Annotated in this window: 20 protein-coding genes; all 20 read right to left on the reverse strand. The window is 38.9% G+C overall.

Annotation, left to right across the window (positions count from 1 at the left end; translation table 11 throughout):
• Positions 1 to 31 precede the first annotated feature (31 nt).
• The 20 genes from fliL to trmFO all read right to left on the reverse strand — a co-directional run bounded on the left by fliL (position 32) and on the right by trmFO (position 16179).
• Entirely contained in the window at positions 32 to 460 is a 429-nt protein-coding gene (gene fliL / locus IHV11_RS09210) for a flagellar basal body-associated protein FliL (protein ID WP_197191152.1), read from the reverse strand.
• Complete coding sequence (locus IHV11_RS09215) at positions 461 to 673, reverse strand: flagellar FlbD family protein (RefSeq protein ID WP_197127726.1); 213 nt, start codon at positions 671 to 673, stop codon at positions 461 to 463.
• 48 nt (positions 674 to 721) lie between these two features.
• Positions 722 to 1585: a flagellar basal body rod protein FlgG gene (gene flgG / locus IHV11_RS09220; RefSeq protein WP_197194433.1), complete on the reverse strand. Its 864-nt coding sequence runs from the start codon at positions 1583 to 1585 to the stop codon at positions 722 to 724.
• An 83-nt stretch (positions 1586 to 1668) separates the two neighbouring features.
• Positions 1669 to 2043: a TIGR02530 family flagellar biosynthesis protein gene (locus IHV11_RS09225; protein ID WP_197194434.1), complete on the reverse strand. Its 375-nt coding sequence runs from the start codon at positions 2041 to 2043 to the stop codon at positions 1669 to 1671.
• A 12-nt stretch (positions 2044 to 2055) separates the two neighbouring features.
• Entirely contained in the window at positions 2056 to 2508 is a 453-nt protein-coding gene (flgD, locus tag IHV11_RS09230) for a flagellar hook assembly protein FlgD (protein ID WP_197194435.1), read from the reverse strand.
• 6 nt (positions 2509 to 2514) lie between these two features.
• Positions 2515 to 3681: a flagellar hook-length control protein FliK gene (locus tag IHV11_RS09235; RefSeq protein WP_197194436.1), complete on the reverse strand. Its 1167-nt coding sequence runs from the start codon at positions 3679 to 3681 to the stop codon at positions 2515 to 2517.
• A 16-nt stretch (positions 3682 to 3697) separates the two neighbouring features.
• Positions 3698 to 4264 (reverse strand): MotE family protein, encoded by a 567-nt coding sequence (locus tag IHV11_RS09240; protein WP_197194437.1) that lies wholly within the window; start codon positions 4262 to 4264, stop codon positions 3698 to 3700.
• Between the two features lie 14 nt (positions 4265 to 4278).
• Positions 4279 to 4716, reverse strand: a complete 438-nt coding sequence (gene fliJ / locus IHV11_RS09245) for a flagellar export protein FliJ (protein WP_197194438.1) — start codon at positions 4714 to 4716, stop codon at positions 4279 to 4281.
• Positions 4716 to 6032 carry a flagellar protein export ATPase FliI gene (gene fliI / locus IHV11_RS09250; RefSeq protein WP_197194439.1) on the reverse strand — a complete coding sequence of 439 codons (1317 nt, stop codon included), beginning with the start codon at positions 6030 to 6032 and terminating at the stop codon, positions 4716 to 4718. The genes fliJ and fliI overlap by 1 nt, the downstream gene beginning before the upstream one ends.
• Positions 6029 to 6826, reverse strand: a complete 798-nt coding sequence (fliH, locus tag IHV11_RS09255) for a flagellar assembly protein FliH (protein WP_197194440.1) — start codon at positions 6824 to 6826, stop codon at positions 6029 to 6031. The genes fliI and fliH overlap by 4 nt, the downstream gene beginning before the upstream one ends.
• Positions 6819 to 7832, reverse strand: coding sequence for a flagellar motor switch protein FliG (fliG, locus tag IHV11_RS09260; RefSeq protein WP_197194441.1), 1014 nt, complete (start codon positions 7830 to 7832; stop codon positions 6819 to 6821). The genes fliH and fliG overlap by 8 nt, the downstream gene beginning before the upstream one ends.
• Positions 7833 to 7846: 14 nt before the next feature.
• Positions 7847 to 9439 (reverse strand): flagellar basal-body MS-ring/collar protein FliF, encoded by a 1593-nt coding sequence (fliF, locus tag IHV11_RS09265; protein ID WP_197194442.1) that lies wholly within the window; start codon positions 9437 to 9439, stop codon positions 7847 to 7849.
• An 81-nt stretch (positions 9440 to 9520) separates the two neighbouring features.
• Positions 9521 to 9823 (reverse strand): flagellar hook-basal body complex protein FliE, encoded by a 303-nt coding sequence (gene fliE, locus IHV11_RS09270; RefSeq protein ID WP_231618137.1) that lies wholly within the window; start codon positions 9821 to 9823, stop codon positions 9521 to 9523.
• A gap of 12 nt (positions 9824 to 9835) precedes the next feature.
• Positions 9836 to 10282 (reverse strand): flagellar basal body rod protein FlgC, encoded by a 447-nt coding sequence (gene flgC, locus IHV11_RS09275; protein ID WP_197191161.1) that lies wholly within the window; start codon positions 10280 to 10282, stop codon positions 9836 to 9838.
• Between the two features lie 2 nt (positions 10283 to 10284).
• Entirely contained in the window at positions 10285 to 10671 is a 387-nt protein-coding gene (gene flgB / locus IHV11_RS09280) for a flagellar basal body rod protein FlgB (protein ID WP_197194443.1), read from the reverse strand.
• 451 nt (positions 10672 to 11122) lie between these two features.
• Positions 11123 to 11902: a GTP-sensing pleiotropic transcriptional regulator CodY gene (codY, locus tag IHV11_RS09285; protein WP_197127713.1), complete on the reverse strand. Its 780-nt coding sequence runs from the start codon at positions 11900 to 11902 to the stop codon at positions 11123 to 11125.
• Between the two features lie 24 nt (positions 11903 to 11926).
• A complete protein-coding gene (gene hslU / locus IHV11_RS09290; RefSeq protein WP_197127712.1) occupies positions 11927 to 13321 on the reverse strand; it encodes an HslU--HslV peptidase ATPase subunit in 1395 nt (464 codons plus the stop codon).
• Between the two features lie 22 nt (positions 13322 to 13343).
• Positions 13344 to 13883, reverse strand: a complete 540-nt coding sequence (gene hslV, locus IHV11_RS09295) for an ATP-dependent protease subunit HslV (RefSeq protein ID WP_137789675.1) — start codon at positions 13881 to 13883, stop codon at positions 13344 to 13346.
• Positions 13884 to 13907: 24 nt separating this feature from the next.
• Positions 13908 to 14813: a tyrosine recombinase XerC gene (gene xerC, locus IHV11_RS09300; protein WP_197194966.1), complete on the reverse strand. Its 906-nt coding sequence runs from the start codon at positions 14811 to 14813 to the stop codon at positions 13908 to 13910.
• A 61-nt stretch (positions 14814 to 14874) separates the two neighbouring features.
• The gene (trmFO, locus tag IHV11_RS09305) at positions 14875 to 16179 is read right to left on the reverse strand and encodes an FADH(2)-oxidizing methylenetetrahydrofolate--tRNA-(uracil(54)-C(5))-methyltransferase TrmFO (RefSeq protein ID WP_197194444.1); all 1305 of its coding nucleotides are present in this window, start codon (positions 16177 to 16179) and stop codon (positions 14875 to 14877) included.
• Positions 16180 to 16188: the final 9 nt, after the last annotated feature.

The raw sequence follows: 16188 nt of genomic DNA on the forward strand, positions 1-16188 counted from the left end.
TCTCACCTCTTTTCATGCCGTTTTTAGTGAATTATTGTATGATCTTTTGAGTTGTGTAGACTCTGACTACTTTCCCATCTTGCATAACCTTATTAATCTCTGTTTTCAACTTGTCCTCTAAGGATATCAATCCTTGTTGCCCAGATAGTTCTTCTGTTTTCTTGTTCGAGATCTCATAGATGATAAGATTGTTTACTTGAAACAATCTTTTCTCAAGTTCGTGTTTTGCATCTTCATTATCCGCTTGAATCTTGAACTGAATCTTTACATAAGACTGATCTGCAAGATTGGTTGTCATTTCATTGGTTTCGACCATCAGCTTGTCCAGCTCTTCTGCTGTAGGTTCTGAAGCTTCGGTCTTAGGTGAGAACTGCTTAAACCCGTAATATCCTGCTGCACCGATTAAACCGATCGCTACAAGCATAGAGAGCATGATCGTTACCGCTTTATTTTTTCCCAATTACAGACCCTCCTTTTTCTGACTTAGTGGCAGCAAATTAATATTTCTATAAAAAGTTGATATCAATTGAGCAACCTGTTCTTCACTTTCTTTAACAACATACTTTTTGCCTGTTGTTAAAGTGATCGTCGTATCGGGAAACGATTGGATCTGTTCGATATAGATCGCATTCAGCGTAAACGTATTCCCGTTTAACTGAGTTAAAGAAATCATGAGTTTCGGAGCTGAGCCTTTTCCTGCTCACCCCTGCCTCCCTTCACGTTAACGTTTTAAGTTCACAAGCTCTTGAAGGATCTCATCAGATGTTGTAATGATTCTTGTATTCGCTTGAAACCCACGCTGTGCAACAATCATTTCCGTGAACTCTTCAGATAAGTCTACGTTGGACATTTCAAGTGCACCAGCTACAACTTCACCAGCACCATCCGTTCCAGGAGGTGAAATATTAACATATTCATCCATATCATTTCTAATAGTCCCTGAGTTAGTAGTTTCTCTATAAAGATTACCACCTGCTTTTTCAAGTCCACCGGTATTAGGGAATTTTGCCAGGATTATTTGTCCAGCTAATAAAGGTGTACTTGAAGCATCTGAAATATAAGTAACCTGTCCATCCGGTCCAATACTGAAACTTTTAGCATCTGTAGGTATTTTCATTTCTCCAACGCTAAACTTTCCATCATTAACTATGAATTGATTATCTTCATCTACTTGGTATCCAAAGACTTTCAAACCGTCCGAGTTTACTAAAGTACCTTCTGAATCCATATAAAAATTTCCAGCTCTTGTTAAATAATCATTAACCCCATCACTTAGCAAAAAGAAACCATCACCTGAAATCCCTAAATCTAGTGGTCTGCCAGTTGTTTGCAAACTTCCTTGTGTATGGACTGTGTCAATTGAAGATAATTGTGATCCTAAGCCAACTTGTTTCGGATTGACTCCTCCACGATTAAGGCCAGGAGCTGCTGCCCCAGCAATCTGCTGACTCACAAGATCTTTAAAAGTTGTACGGCCTTTCTTAAATCCGTACGTATTTACGTTTGCGATGTTATTACCGATTACATCAAGCTTCACCTGAAAATTTTTCATACCACTGATTCCTGAATACATAGAACGTAACATTTGTTTTTATCTCCCTTACTTGGTTTATTAACTGCGTCTGTCATTCGGCAGTTTTGTGAGCCTCCTGTAAAGGTCCAGCTCGTTTATTCGTCTATGACGATGGCACCATTGATGTTTGTAAAGATCTGAGATGTACTTTCGCTTCGATCTAACGCTGTTATTACGGTTTGATTGGGAGCATTTACGACAAGAGTGACATTTTTCATGATCACTAACGAGTCTTTAATGCCTTTTTGCCCAGCTTCAATCACCTTTTCACTTATCTTGTTCCAGCTTGTTTCTGATATCGTAATATTTCTATCTTGCAATCTTTTTTGAGCGTGTTTACTAACGGTTAGTTGGTTTTCAAGCTCTTTATGAAGAACTGACTGAAAAGATTGATCTACTTTTTTCTGCTGTCGATGATTCGGGTAAAGGATCGGCTGGTACAATTGATGAGCGTGGATACGTTCGCTCATGTTATCCACTCCTTACTTTGCCTGATCAGTTATTTTGATCACTTGGTAACTTGTGATCTTTGTTCCATCACTCATTTCCAACATGACAGATCCTTTTTCAAATAACACAGATTTAACTAGACCTTCTTTTTCCTCTACCTTTTTGTTACCTTCTTCATCTACTGTTTCGGTTTCGTACGTTACTTGTTTACCGATCATCTCGCTTTGCTGTAACAAGGAAGATTCTGTTTGAAACGATAAGAACTGCTGCATCGTTTGGTTCATGTTTGTCATCTGTTCTAGTGATGAAAAGCTTGCCATCTGTGCGATAAACTCTCGGTCTTGCATAGGACTTGTAGGATCTTGGTTTTGAAGCTGTGTAATTAAAATCTTTAGAAAATCATCTTTTCCAAGAATATTTGAACCCGTTTGCTTTGTTTTTGCTTGATAGTTAGAAAGCATAAGATCTTCAGAGATCTTGGTCATGACTCATCACACCTTTTCGTTTAATACCAATTGTGATAATTGTTCATCAAATGATAGATGTTCTGATAGATCTTCCTCAGACATACTCTCATCTGTTTGCTGTTGATCTTCAAATTCTTGATTACTTTGATCACGGAAATCAAAGGACTGTTCGTCTCCGTTTAGAAAGACATCAATCTTTTCAAAGTCTATATCTTGACTAGTGAAAGCTTGTTTCAATTGCGTGAGCTGACTATCTAAAGCATCCTTTGCACCTTGACTAGATGCGATGATCTTTGCAGTGATCTCACCGTGTTTTTGGATAAGCTGGATCTCGATGTTACCGAGATGTTCAGGTGTTAAACGAATCTGCATCTTCGTAAATCCAGTTTCTGTAACGACCAGCTTTCCTCTTGAAATAATCTGTTGAACCTCACGAACAAATTGTTCTTTTTGTCCTTCTCCTCCTGTAGCAGGAACCTTCAACGTCCATTGTTCTATAGGAGAAAGTGGAGCTTGAACGGTTTGCAGTTCCTTTGGAGCTGAAACATTTGGTTCGATTGATTTTGTCGGGACGAACCGTTGAAATGCATGATCTGCAAAGCTTTTTACCTTTTTCTCGGCTGATAAGGTTTCAAAGACTTTCATGAAAGCATTCTTATCATTACTTGTTGAGTCATTCAAAAGCTTTTTTATCTCTCCAAAGATCTGCTCTGTTTGTTTTGGTATTGAATCTTTTTGATCTAGCTTCACTCCTGGAAACCATCGTCCTATAATATCTGCCATTTGCTTCTGGTCTTTTTGAGATAATGGACCTGCCTCATCGTTAAAAGCAACCTGCAATAAGATCGCTAGTTTCATCTCAGGAGTGGGGTTTACTGCAAGGTGTGAGAAATCGATCTCATTCTCAAGAAGGTTTTCAATAACTTCCTTCATTTCTGGTGGCAGTTCGTTTAATAATGATTGAACGGTCTCGTTATTCAGTAGGTCAGCATTCCAGTCAAGCCCCTCAATGCTTCCTAAGACACTTGCGATCATATCTCCTAAACCTTCAGGAAGCTGTTCACTCTCTGCGCCAGAAGATGCTAGCAATTGAAAAAAGAGAGAATCCATATTGTTTCCTTTTTCCGAAGAAACTGATATTTGTGATGTCTGTGCTCCTGAAACAGCTGGCTGCGAAATCATTATTTGCATGTTTTTACACCTCCTTTTATAGAGACTTGTTTGCCATGAGTACCGTAAGCTCTGCTGCACGTTTTGCATCAAGTTTGGCAAGGATCGCAGCTTGTGTTTCCGATTGTAAAAGCATTAAGATGCCCATGATTTGATTATTGTTCATCTCTGACATTACGGCCGCAGCATCTTTTGCTGACATTGCTTCATATAATTTCTTTAATTGTTCATTCTCTTCTTCTTTCTCACTAGTTTCTGCATCTTCTACTTGCTTTTCTAATAGTGCAATATTACTCTTTAAATCCGTGACTTCTTTTTCTTTCTTTTGCAGATCAGCAGATAGTATTTTGATGTAATCTTCTTGCTCATCGAACTTTGATTTCCACTGTTTCTCTTGTCCATTGTTTGTTACAGCTACTTCGGACTTTTCGCTAAAAATATTCTTAATTATAGGCATGTTTTTACTCGTATTTTTTGCCTCTTCCCATACGTCCACTCCCATGAACGACAGAACGATACCGAATACAGTAAGTGCAAAAACGAAAGGTACGAAGACTACTAATAAAAACCAAACCATTCTGTTGGATTTTTCGTTCTGTTTCATCTGATCACCTGATTTTATGACTTCGCAAAACGCAATACAGAAAATTCGTCGTTCTGCTTATTCTCATAAGAAGCAACTTCCACTTTATATGCGCTGAGTTGTCTTTCTTTTAGCTTTTCGTATTTTTTCACTTCAATCGTCTGCTGTAATAATCTTTGCTGGATAACTTGCATTCTTTCTCTTGCTCTTTGTAATATCGGCTGTAATTCTTTGATCTTGTTTGTCATGGATAAAAGAAAACGCTGTGTATTCTGAAGATCATTTACTATGATTCTCTGCTGAAAGGTATAATTCGATTGGTTCTCAATGTCTTCTTTCCTCTTAAGGAGGCTGTATATCTCTTCTGCGATGCTCTCGAACGCTTGTACAGCTTCTCCTAATTCTTGTTCAATCGATTCTTTCTCCTTTTGTTTAACAGACAAAACTTTTTCCATAGAAAAATGAAATGACATCAACGTTCATCCTTTCCAAATTCAATCAACAGCCGCTCAAGAGCTTGTTCATAACTAACATCTTCATCTACTTGCTGCTTCAAAAACGCTAGAATGTTAGGGTACATCTGAATCGCTTCATCCACTGATTTAGAGGATCCCCTCTTATATGCGCCAATGCTGATCAAGTCTTCTGCTTCGAAGTAGGAAGACAAAAGTTCTCGAAGTCGTTCAGCAGCTTGTCGATGCTCTTTTGGAACGATATCATTCATAACCCTGCTAATACTCTTTAGAATATTTACAGCAGGAAACTGCCCTTTATTTGCTAAGTTTCGATCTAAGATAAAGTGTCCATCTAGAATTCCTCGAACAGTATCTGAGATCGGCTCGTTGAAATCATCTCCATCTACTAAAACCGTGTAAAATGCTGTAATCGTTCCATTCTTATTCGTTCCAGAACGTTCTAATAATTTTGGAAGAACTGCAAATACGCTTGGTGTGTATCCCTTTGTTGTTGGCGGCTCACCAACAGCTAAACCGATCTCACGTTGCGCCATAGCAACACGCGTTACAGAATCCATCATCAACATGACGTTCTTGCCTTGGTCTCGAAAATATTCTGCGATACTCGTTGCCGTCAATGCACCTTTTATCCGCATTAAAGCCGGTTGATCTGAAGTCGCAACGATTACAATGGATCGCTTTAAACCTTCTTCACCTAGATCTCGTTCAATAAAATCAAGAACTTCGCGTCCTCGTTCACCGATTAGAGCGATAACATTCAGGTCAGCAGTCGAATTACGTGCCACCATACCAAGCAACGTACTCTTACCCACTCCACTTCCGGCAAAAATACCTACCCGCTGGCCTTTCCCGACCGTCAACAAACTATCGATCGACCGAATACCTAGCTGAATGCTTTCATGAATTCTTGGTCTTTCCATCGGATTCGGCGGCTCGTTCTCTGAAGGATAGCGAAACAACCCGCGAGGCAGAGGAGAGCCATCTAAAGGAACACCCATACCATCAAGTACTTTTCCGATCAAAGAAGGTCCAACCTTTATTTCCAACGCTCGATGTGTTGCTTCTACCAAACTGCCAACTGCAATATTTTTCACATATGTAAATGGCATCAACAAGACATTCTCTTCCTGAAAGCCAACTACTTCTGCTTTAATTCTTTGCTTGTTGTTCCCAGTGTGTATATAACAGACATCACCGATTGACGTTTTAGGTCCTTTTGATTCGATCATTAGCCCAACTACCCTGATCACTTTTCCATATCTTTTATATGAATCTAGTGATTGAAGGGAGTCGATCATGTGTTCCACGTTCATTGATCTGACACCTCAAGTTGTTCTAGCAGTTTTTCTCTGATCTCTTTTAACTGAACGTCTAGTGTTGCGTCGATCTTTCCAAACGGAAACTCGATTACTGCACCATTCTCAGTTAAGTTCTCGTCTGGATAGATGAAAAGAGTCGCTGTCGATTGAAGCATGTTCTTTAGTTCCTCACGATAGTTTTGCGTAAGTTCGAACCATTGTGGTGGAACATAGAGCTTTATCTCTTCAAACTCTCGAGCTTCTTTTACAAGTTGCTTTACGATAGCAATCCAAGTTTCAGGTGCTTCTTGTAGCTTTTTTCCTAAGATTTTCTCAGCAGCTGCCATAGCAAGGATAACCATCTGTGGCTCTGCTTCACTCAGGATGTCATGATAGTCGTTTCTTAACGTATCCATAAAGCTTTTTACTTCATTTAATTGCGAAGCCCAGCTTTCATGGCCTCGTTCTAAACCACTTTGAAAGCCAGCATCGTATCCTTCATTCTTCGCCTGTTCATAAGCACTTTCTAATTTCAACTTCCAAGCGGCCTCTTCTTCAGCTAAGCTTTTGATTTGCGCAGCCTTATATTCTTCTACTTCCTTTGTTATAGAAGCTGCTTCGCTCTTTGCTTCTTCTAGCAAGGTATACGCTTGATTTTTTAAACGGATGACCTTTGTCTCTTCATCCTCATCTTCTAAACTTGCATGGTTTCTCGTGTTAAATAATGAAAGTGCTTGAATACCGATCACTATTTCATTTTTTTCCGCTTTTTCTTTGTGATCTTGAAAAGATTTTATGACTTTAGACAATCACATCATCTCCTCCGCCTCGAGCGATCACGAGCTCTCCGGCTTCTTCAAGTCTTCTAATGGTTCCAACGATTCTAGACTGAGCTTCTTCTACATCACGAAGTCTAACAGGACCCATAAACTCCATTTCTTCCTTAAAATTCTCTGCCATACGCTGTGACATGTTATTGAACATCACTTCTTTTACTTCCTCGCTTGATGCACGTAAAGCAAGAAGTAGATCTTCGTTTTGCACTTCACGTATAACTCTTTGAATCGCACGGTTATCAAGGGTAACGATATCTTCGAACACGAACATTCTTTTCTTGATCTCTTCCGCTAACTCCGGATCTTGGATTTCAAGCGCATCCAGAATTGTTCGTTCCGTGCTCCGGTCTACACCGTTCAACACTTCAACAACAGCTTCAACTCCACCAGCTTGTGTGAAATCTTGTGTAACAGTAGCAGATAACTTTCTTTCTAAAATCTGCTCCACTTCATTGATCACTTCAGGTGATGTTCGATCCATTAATGCAATTCTTTTAGCAATATCTGCTTGCATCTCTTGTGGAAGTTCAGAAAGTATCTGTCCAGCTTGAGAAGAATCCAAATATGATAAGATCAGAGCAATCGTTTGCGGGTGCTCGTTTTGAATAAAGTTTAATATTTGACCTGGATCTGCTTTTCGAGCAAAGTCAAATGGTCTTACTTGTAAAGTCGAAGTTAAACGATTGATGATCTGCATCGCTTCATCTTTACCTATCGCTTTCTCAAGTACCGTCTTCGCGTAGCCGATTCCACCTTGGGTAATATAATCTTGAGCAAGAGCTAGCTGATGAAATTGTGTGATAATATCATCTTTTAACGTTGAATCTACTTTTCTAACTTGTGAGATTTGAAGTGTTAATCTCTCAATCTCTTCTTCACTTAAATGTTTATATACTTGCGCAGCCACATCAGGTCCTAAAGAGATAACGAGGATTGCCGCTTTCTCTTTACCTGATAGTTCTTTCATACCTTTTGCCATCGACCGTTACCTCCTTACTCTTCTGATAGCCATGTTCTTACTAGCTTAGCGAATTCTTCTGGCTTTTCTTTTGCCATTCTTTCTAATTGTTCCTTACGAACTGTCCCCTCTGACCCTTTTTCTTGGTTTACATCAGGTACATAGTACGACTCTTGTGGTTCATCCATCTCAAACTCTTCAATCTTGCTTTCCGTCTCTCTTCTTCTTTTTCGAGTAAGCAAGAAGATTAATAGAAGGATAACGATTAACAAGATTCCACCAACAATATAGATCCATACTGGAATTCCGGTCTTAACGGCAGTTGCTTCTTGCTTACCGTTGAACGGCTGAGCAGATACAAAGATTTTTTCTTGTATATCATCTTCTGATAATGTTTCATTTATATCTTTTGAGATACTTGTTCTAACGATCGCACTCAAAATTTGTTCAATATCATCTAATCGTTCTTGTGGTAACGATTCTGGTTTGTTTGGAGTCGGTGGCTCTACCATGACTTGAATACCTAGATCTCTTATCTCGTAAGGACTTTCCACGATTTCTTTACGAATTTTGTTGACTTCGTTATTGATACGTTCTTCAACTTTTTCATAGTCACCGTTTGAGCCTGCAGCTGAACCTGGATAGGTAGGTACCTCTTGATCACCCGTTCCTCCAACTCCGCCTTCTCCTGCACCTTCTCCTGTAAACGTCTCTCTTATTCGTTCTACGCTTACTTCAATGCCTTTCATGTTCTCTTTGTCAACGGGTTCTACAATGTTTTCTTCACGTTTTTCCTCCGTAAAGTCAATATCTGTAGTAACAGTAGCAACCACTTTTCCTTGTCCCATGATCGTTGATAACATCTGTTGAACTCTTCGTTGTAAATCTCTTTCAACATCTTGTTTAATCTTTCTCTGTTCCTCATATTTAGAAGCTGAAGAACTAGAGTTCACAGAATTTAAATCATAATAATTAAAGTATTGATCCGTAATGACGATATTTTCCATAGGTAGATTACTTACACTCTTTGAGACAAGGTGATAAAGAGCTTTTACTTGATCTTCATCTAATTTGGCTCCCGCTCCTAAAGATAGGACAACAGAAGCTGATGCCTTCTCTTCTTCCTGATTCACCCAAACACTGCTTTCAGGAAGTGTTATCATAACGCTCGCATCTTCAACCCCGTTTATGCTCTTTATTAAACTAGCAATCTCGGTCTGTGTCGCTTCTCTTTCTAAAACACCAAACTCTTTGTCTGTTATTCCAAATCCTGATTTCTCACCAAAATATGAAAAATCAATATTCCCGCTTTCAGGCAATCCTTCTGCAGCAAGCTGCACTTGAAGGTTGTTTACTTGTTCTTCAGGAACTAATATTGTTTTCCCGCCATCTTGTACTTCATTTGCCACACCTTTGCTATTTAAATTCTCTTGTATTTGACCAGCTTCCTGAGGGGAAAGATTTGAATACAAAGGAACAAGGTTCGGTGATGACATCATGATGGTTACAAAGATAAAAGCTGCGATAATTAGAAAGATTCCTCCGAGAATAAATCCCTTTTGTACATTGGAACGAGTTTTAAACCGCTCTGTAGTTTGCTTGATGATGTTTTTCCATTTTTCTTTCATTTTTTCCCCCGATAAACGCAATAAAAATTTTTAAAAGCTACCCCCAAAATCGAATGCTAATATCGAATCATATAACAGAGCCTATACCTGCATCCTCATAATTTCTTGGTAGGCCTCAACAACTTTATTACGAATCTCAAGAGTCGTTTGCATCGTTACACTTGCTTTTTCGGCAGTGATCATAACTTGGTGAAGATTATCCATGTTCCCGTTCATCAAACCTTGAGTAGCTTGATTAGATTGTGCTTGTGTTTCACTCAGCGTATCTAAAGCTCCCTTAAGATAGCTTTTAAAGTCTTCTTGAGCTTCATATGGTGTCACTTTTGCAACTGATGATGTAGGGTTACTAATATTCTGAAGTGAACTCATTGAAATTTTGTCCATGTTTTAACACCCCTAACGGCCAATTTCTAATGCTTTTAAGTACATTCCTTTTGCTGCGTTTAATGCAGTAACATTTGCTTCATAAGATCGAGTAGCACTCATTAAGTCGACCATTTCTTTTAGTGGATCTACATTTGGAAGTCGAACAAATCCTTCTTCGTTAGCATCAGGATGTTCAGGTTGATAAACCGTTTTAAATGGAGTTTGATCATTGATTACTCCATTGACTTTAACGCCAGACATTTTTCCGTTATTCACTGCTTTATTAAACATGTTCTTAAAGCTAGATTCGCCTGAACCTAATACGACCATTTTGCGTCGATAAGGTTCCCACACACCATTCTTAAATTCTCCACGTGTCGAATCGACATTCGCCATATTAGAGGAAGCAACATCCATCCTAAGCCGTTGAGCGGTTAAGCCGGATGCCGATACATTCATTGCATCAAAAACTCCCATATTTATCTCCCACCTTTAACAACCATCTTAATCGAATTAAACTTTCCATTAATCCGCTGTACAAGTGTCTGATAATAAAGCTGATTCTTCGCTAATTCAGCCATCTCTTTATCTACATCTACATTATTTCCGTTATGATTCATCACAGTATTCGTTTTTTCTTTAACACTAAAAGAAGTTGATGATTCATTACCGAATGAAAAATGTCGCTGATCTGTTCGATGTGCTTGCAAGCTTTTTTTGAATTCCTGGCTAAAAACAGTTTCTTTTGTTTTATATCCAGGTGTGTCCACATTAGCCAAGTTATTTGAAATGGTCTTTTGTTTTAATGCAGATCCATCTAATGCCATTTCTAAGTTTTTCAAGACTGAGCCAGAGAACAAGTTCACCACTTCCCTCTTTTTTACTATAGAAGTTTCATATTATGTTAAATCTTACCTCACTATCATATTTTAAGGGATATATCCAAAAAGTGTCTATGTATTTTTTCCCAAACTGACTTTTTTCGATAGAAAGGACTATATTTCGACCGTGACTTTATACCCAAAATTAAAACTAGTAAGAAAATCCCTATATTTATACGGTTTTTGGTACCTCTTTACCATATTTGACCAACTCGACAATTATTTACAATTTAACACAATACCTTTACATGGATAATAAAAATGGATAAAGAATTTGTATGTTTTCTATAAAGATACTCACTTGTCTCACTGCTCTCTAAAAAGAACAACTAAAACAAAAAAATCCTACCTTTTACATGTATCTAGTAGACAGATAATTTTATTCAACAAAAAAACCAGCTCTGATTTTTCAGAACTGGTTTTTTATCGTTCATTGTTATGAAGTTTTAAGCTTTTCGAGTTCAAGCAAGAATTTGTCGTTCAACACTTTGATATACGTACCTTTCATACCTAGAGAACGTGATTCAATTACACCAGCACTCTCTAATTTACGAAGTGCATTGACGATAACAGATCGTGTAATTCCCACTCTGTCTGCAATCTTACTTGCTACAAGCAATCCTTCGTTTCCTTCTAATTCTTCAAAAATGTGTTCGATCGCTTCAAGCTCACTGTATGATAGTGAACTGATCGCCATTTGAACAACTGCTTTGTTACGAGCTTCCTCTTCGATCTCTTCTGCTTTCTCACGAAGGATCTCCATTCCAACTACTGTAGCACCATACTCTGCTAGAACTAGATCATCTTCTTCGAACGCTGTAGATAGTCTAGAAAGGATAAGAGTTCCTAGTCTTTCACCGCCACCTACGATTGGAACAATCGTAGTTAATCCTGTAGAGAACAAATCTTTGTTTTCAACTGGAAACGCCGTATAATCGCTCTCTATATCAATATTCGAAAGTGATTCTGTAATGTTAAAAAGATTCTTCGTGTAATCTGTAGGGAATTGACGATCCTCGATCATCTTCTTCATACGCTCGTTCTCAATTTCTTGTTTAAGAGCGAGGCCTAACAGTTTACCGCGACGGCTGACTACGAAAATATTTGCTTCAATCACCGTACTTAGTGTTTCAGCCATCTCTTTAAAGTTTACTTGTTTACCACCTGTTTGTTGAAGCATCGAGTTGATACTTCTTGCTTTGTTCAATAAATTCATTGTATTTCTTCCTCCTACTGCATCCTATAATATATATTGGCTCAGATCCTTGTTCTTTGCGATGTTAGCCAGTTTTTCTTCTACATACTCGGGTGTAATGGTAATTTGATCTAAGCTGATATCAGGCGCTTCAAAAGATAGATCCTCTAATAAGCGTTCTAATATGGTATGAAGTCTTCGTGCACCGATATTATCGGTGTCTTGATTCACTTCATAAGCAATGCTTGCAATCTTAGCAATAGCATCGTCAGAAAATTCAACATTTATACCTTCCGTACTTAATAGAGCTTTATACTGTTTTATGATCGCATTATCAGGCTCTATTAATATACGTGTAAAATCCTCAACAGACAAGCTATTTAGTTCAACTCGGATCGGAAATCTTCCTTGTAGCTCTGGAATGAGATCAGATGGCTTAGAAATATGAAAAGCTCCAGCTGCAATAAACAGTATATGATCCGTCTTAATCGAACCATATTTCGTCATTACCGTAGAACCTTCAACGATCGGAAGGATGTCTCGCTGTACACCTTCACGGCTCACATCCGCAGAGTTTTGGTTCTTTCCTGCAATCTTATCGATCTCATCTATAAATATAATACCTGTTTGTTCGGTCTTGTAAACTGCTTCACTCGTAACATCGTCCATATCGATTAGCTTTGCCGCTTCATCTTGCGTCAATACTTTACGAGCTTCTCGAACAGTGAGTTTTCGTTTTTTCTTTTTCTTCGGCATAAGACCGCCGATCATGTCTTGCATGTTCATACCTACTTGTTCGAGACCTGAACCTTGGAACATGTCTAGCATCGAAGGATTCTGTTCTTCAACTTCTACCGAAACAAGATGATCCTCCATCTCACCGAGCGCCAGCTTCTGCGCCATTTGATTTCGTCTCTGTCTAAGATCCGCAACATCGTCTTGCTGTGGTTTTTGCTCTTGTTCTCCATTACCGCCACCAAAGAACATCTCTAGCGGGTTTTTGAAGCTCGTTTCTGTTTTTTTACCAGGAACTAAAAGCTCTACCAGTCTCTTATTGGCATTTTGCTCAGCTTTGTCTTTTACATCATTCATCTTTAGCTCTTTTACGAGTCTTACTGAAGTTTCTACTAGGTCACGAACCATCGAATCAACGTCACGTCCTACATAACCAACTTCAGTAAATTTAGTTGCTTCTAGTTTAATGAAAGGAGCTTGTGCTAGCTTTGCTAATCTTCTAGCAATCTCTGTCTTTCCTACACCCGTAGGTCCGATCATCAGTATATTTTTAGGTGAAACTTCATCACGCAGCTTGTCGTCGAGCAAACTTCTTCTATAACGATTTCGAAGCGCAACAGCGACAGCTTTCTTTGCATCATTTTGACCTATAATATACTGATCTAACTTTTCAACAATCTGCCTTGGAGTTAATTGACTGTTCATTGCAACCGCTCCTTTACTTTTTTTACAATTCTTCTAAAACAATCTCTGTGTTTGTGTAAACACAAATTTCGCCAGCAGTCTTTAAAGATGCAAGAGCGATTTCTTTTGCAGAGAGTTCAGGTGCATGATTCTTCAGTGCCCGACCAGCAGCCAGAGCGTAGTTGCCACCTGATCCAATCGCGAGAATCCCGTCATCCGGCTCAATTACTTCACCAGTACCTGAAATCAATAACATATGCTCTTCGTTCATTACGATAAGCAGAGCTTCAAGTTTTCTTAGAACTTGATCCGTTCTCCATTCTTTAGCCATCTCTACTGAAGCGCGCTGCAGATTTCCGCTATATTCTTCTAACTTGCTCTCAAACTTTTCATAAAGCGTAAATGCATCTGCAACCGATCCTGCAAATCCGGCAAGCACTTTTCCTCCAAACAGCTTTCTAACCTTCTTGGCTGTATGTTTCATTACAACTGCGTTGCCGAACGTAACCTGACCATCTCCAGTCATAGCGGATTTGCCGTTATGCTGAATCGCAAAAATTGTAGTAGCATGAAATGTTGACATTGAAAAATCCCTCCCTTTTTGTTTTTATGCTCGAGGATGCGCATTATTATAGATTTTTTTTAAATGACTTTTTGAAACGTGTGTATAAACTTGTGTAGAGGAAAGGTTTGAGTGCCCTAAAAGTTCCTGTACTGCTCTTAGATCTGCACCTTCATTCAGCATGTGCGTTGCAAACGTGTGCCGCAAAACATGCGGGCTGATATGTATGGTAAGGGAAGATTCCTCAATTAGTTTATTTAATATAGTTCTTACGCCTCTCGCGGTTAAAGGTTCCCCTTTATAGTTTAAAAATAATGCATGCGACTTCTTTTCTGTTTTTTCAAGCAGCAAGTTGCGGCCGTTCTGTATATACTTTGCAAGAGATTCTCTTGCAAACGATCCGATCGGTACATATCTTTCTTTTTTTCCTTTTCCTTTAACAAGCGCTATCTCTACATTCAAATCAAGATCCTTCAACTGCATCTTACACAATTCACTGACACGCATTCCAGTTCCGTACAGTATTTCGAGGATTGCTTGATTTCTCTGTCCCATGGGTGTTGTAACATCAGACACATTAAAAAGCCTCTCCAACTCTTTTTCATAAAGAAATTGAGGAAGCATTCTTGCTTTTTTAGGGAGTGATGCCATTGCGAAAGGGTTATGTTCTTCAACGATTTTTTCGCGGTTCAAAAAACGATAAAAACTTCTCAGCGCCGATATCTTTCTTGCTACCGTATTTCGAGCATACTTCTTCTCATGAAGCGTCACTAAATATTGCCTGACTAAAACATAAGAAACAGCAGCGAATCCTTCGATTGCTTGCTGTTTCAAAAAAGAAGTAAAATCATTAATGTCTTTTTCATAGTGTTCAATCGTATAAGGTGAACAGTTCTTCTCGATCATTAAATAATTCAAGAAATCCACCACATGTTGGCTTTCTGATACCATTTCATACACCTCACAAAGCCCCTAAATCGTAACACAATTTAGGGGCTAAATCAATACATGTTCACAAATTTGTTATAAAATTCTGAATAGTTTCTAGTGCTCTTTCAGCTAGAGCTATATTGCGTTCTTGTTTGTTTTTGATTCTCTTTTCAAGAGGTGGGAGAAGGCCAAAATTAGCATTCATCGGCTGAAAATTATCTGGGTTAGCCGTTGTAATATAATACGCCATGCTTCCAATCGCTGTTTCTTTCGGGAATACAGCCAGTTCTTCGCCTTTTATCAGCTTCGCTGCATTGATTCCAGCGATCAATCCTGAAGCGGCACTTTCAACGTACCCTTCTACTCCAGTCATCTGACCTGCAAAGAAAAGATCTTTTCTTGCTTTTAACTGATACGTCTCTTCTAAGAGGCGTGGCGAGTTCAGGAATGTATTCCTATGCATTACACCGTAACGTACTACTTCAGCATTCTCTAAGCCTGGAATCAGTCTTAGAAGCTCTTTTTGTGGTCCCCATTTTAGATGTGTTTGGAAACCTACGATATTATATAAAGTTCCTGCACTGTTATCTTGACGTAATTGAACAACTGCATAAGGAATCTTTCCTGTTTTCGGATCCTCGAGGCCAACAGGCTTCATCGGTCCGAACAATAATGTCTTCTTTCCTCTTTTAGCCATTACTTCAACTGGCATACATCCTTCGAAAAAGATCTCTTTTTCGAATTCTTTTAAAGGGACTGTTTCTGAAGTGATCAATGCTTCATAAAAACGGTCAAACTCTTCTTCTGTCATCGGACAGTTTAAATAAGCTGCTTCGCCTTTGTCGTAACGAGACTTTAAGTACACCTTGTCCATGTCGATGCTGTCTACTTCGATGATCGGAGCAGCTGCATCGTAAAAATAGAGGTACTCTTCACCCGTTAACGAGTTTAGCGATTTTGATAAGTTATCAGAAGTTAAAGGTCCTGTCGCAATAATGGTCGGACCTTCTGGAATCTCTGTTACTTCTTCAGTAATTACTTCTACATTTGGATGGTTCTTTACCCGCTCTGTTACAAGGCTAGCAAATTCATGACGGTCAACCGCCAGAGCTCCACCAGCTGGAACAGCACAATCATCTGCTGATGAAATAATAACAGAATCTAATTTTCTCATCTCTTCTTTTAGTACACCAACAGCGTTTGTAAGTGTATTAGCACGAAGTGAGTTCGAACACACTAGTTCTGCAAACTTCTCTGTATGATGAGCCGGCGTTTGTCTAACCGGTCTCATCTCGTATAATTTTACTTGAATTCCTCGGCTAGCGATCTGCCAAGCTGCTTCACTGCCAGCAAGACCTGCTCCGATTACGTTTACATGTTGATTCATGAAGATAAA

The organism is Fictibacillus sp. 26RED30, assembly GCF_015903845.1.
GTDB classification, from domain to species: Bacteria; Bacillota; Bacilli; order Bacillales; family Fictibacillaceae; genus Fictibacillus; species Fictibacillus phosphorivorans.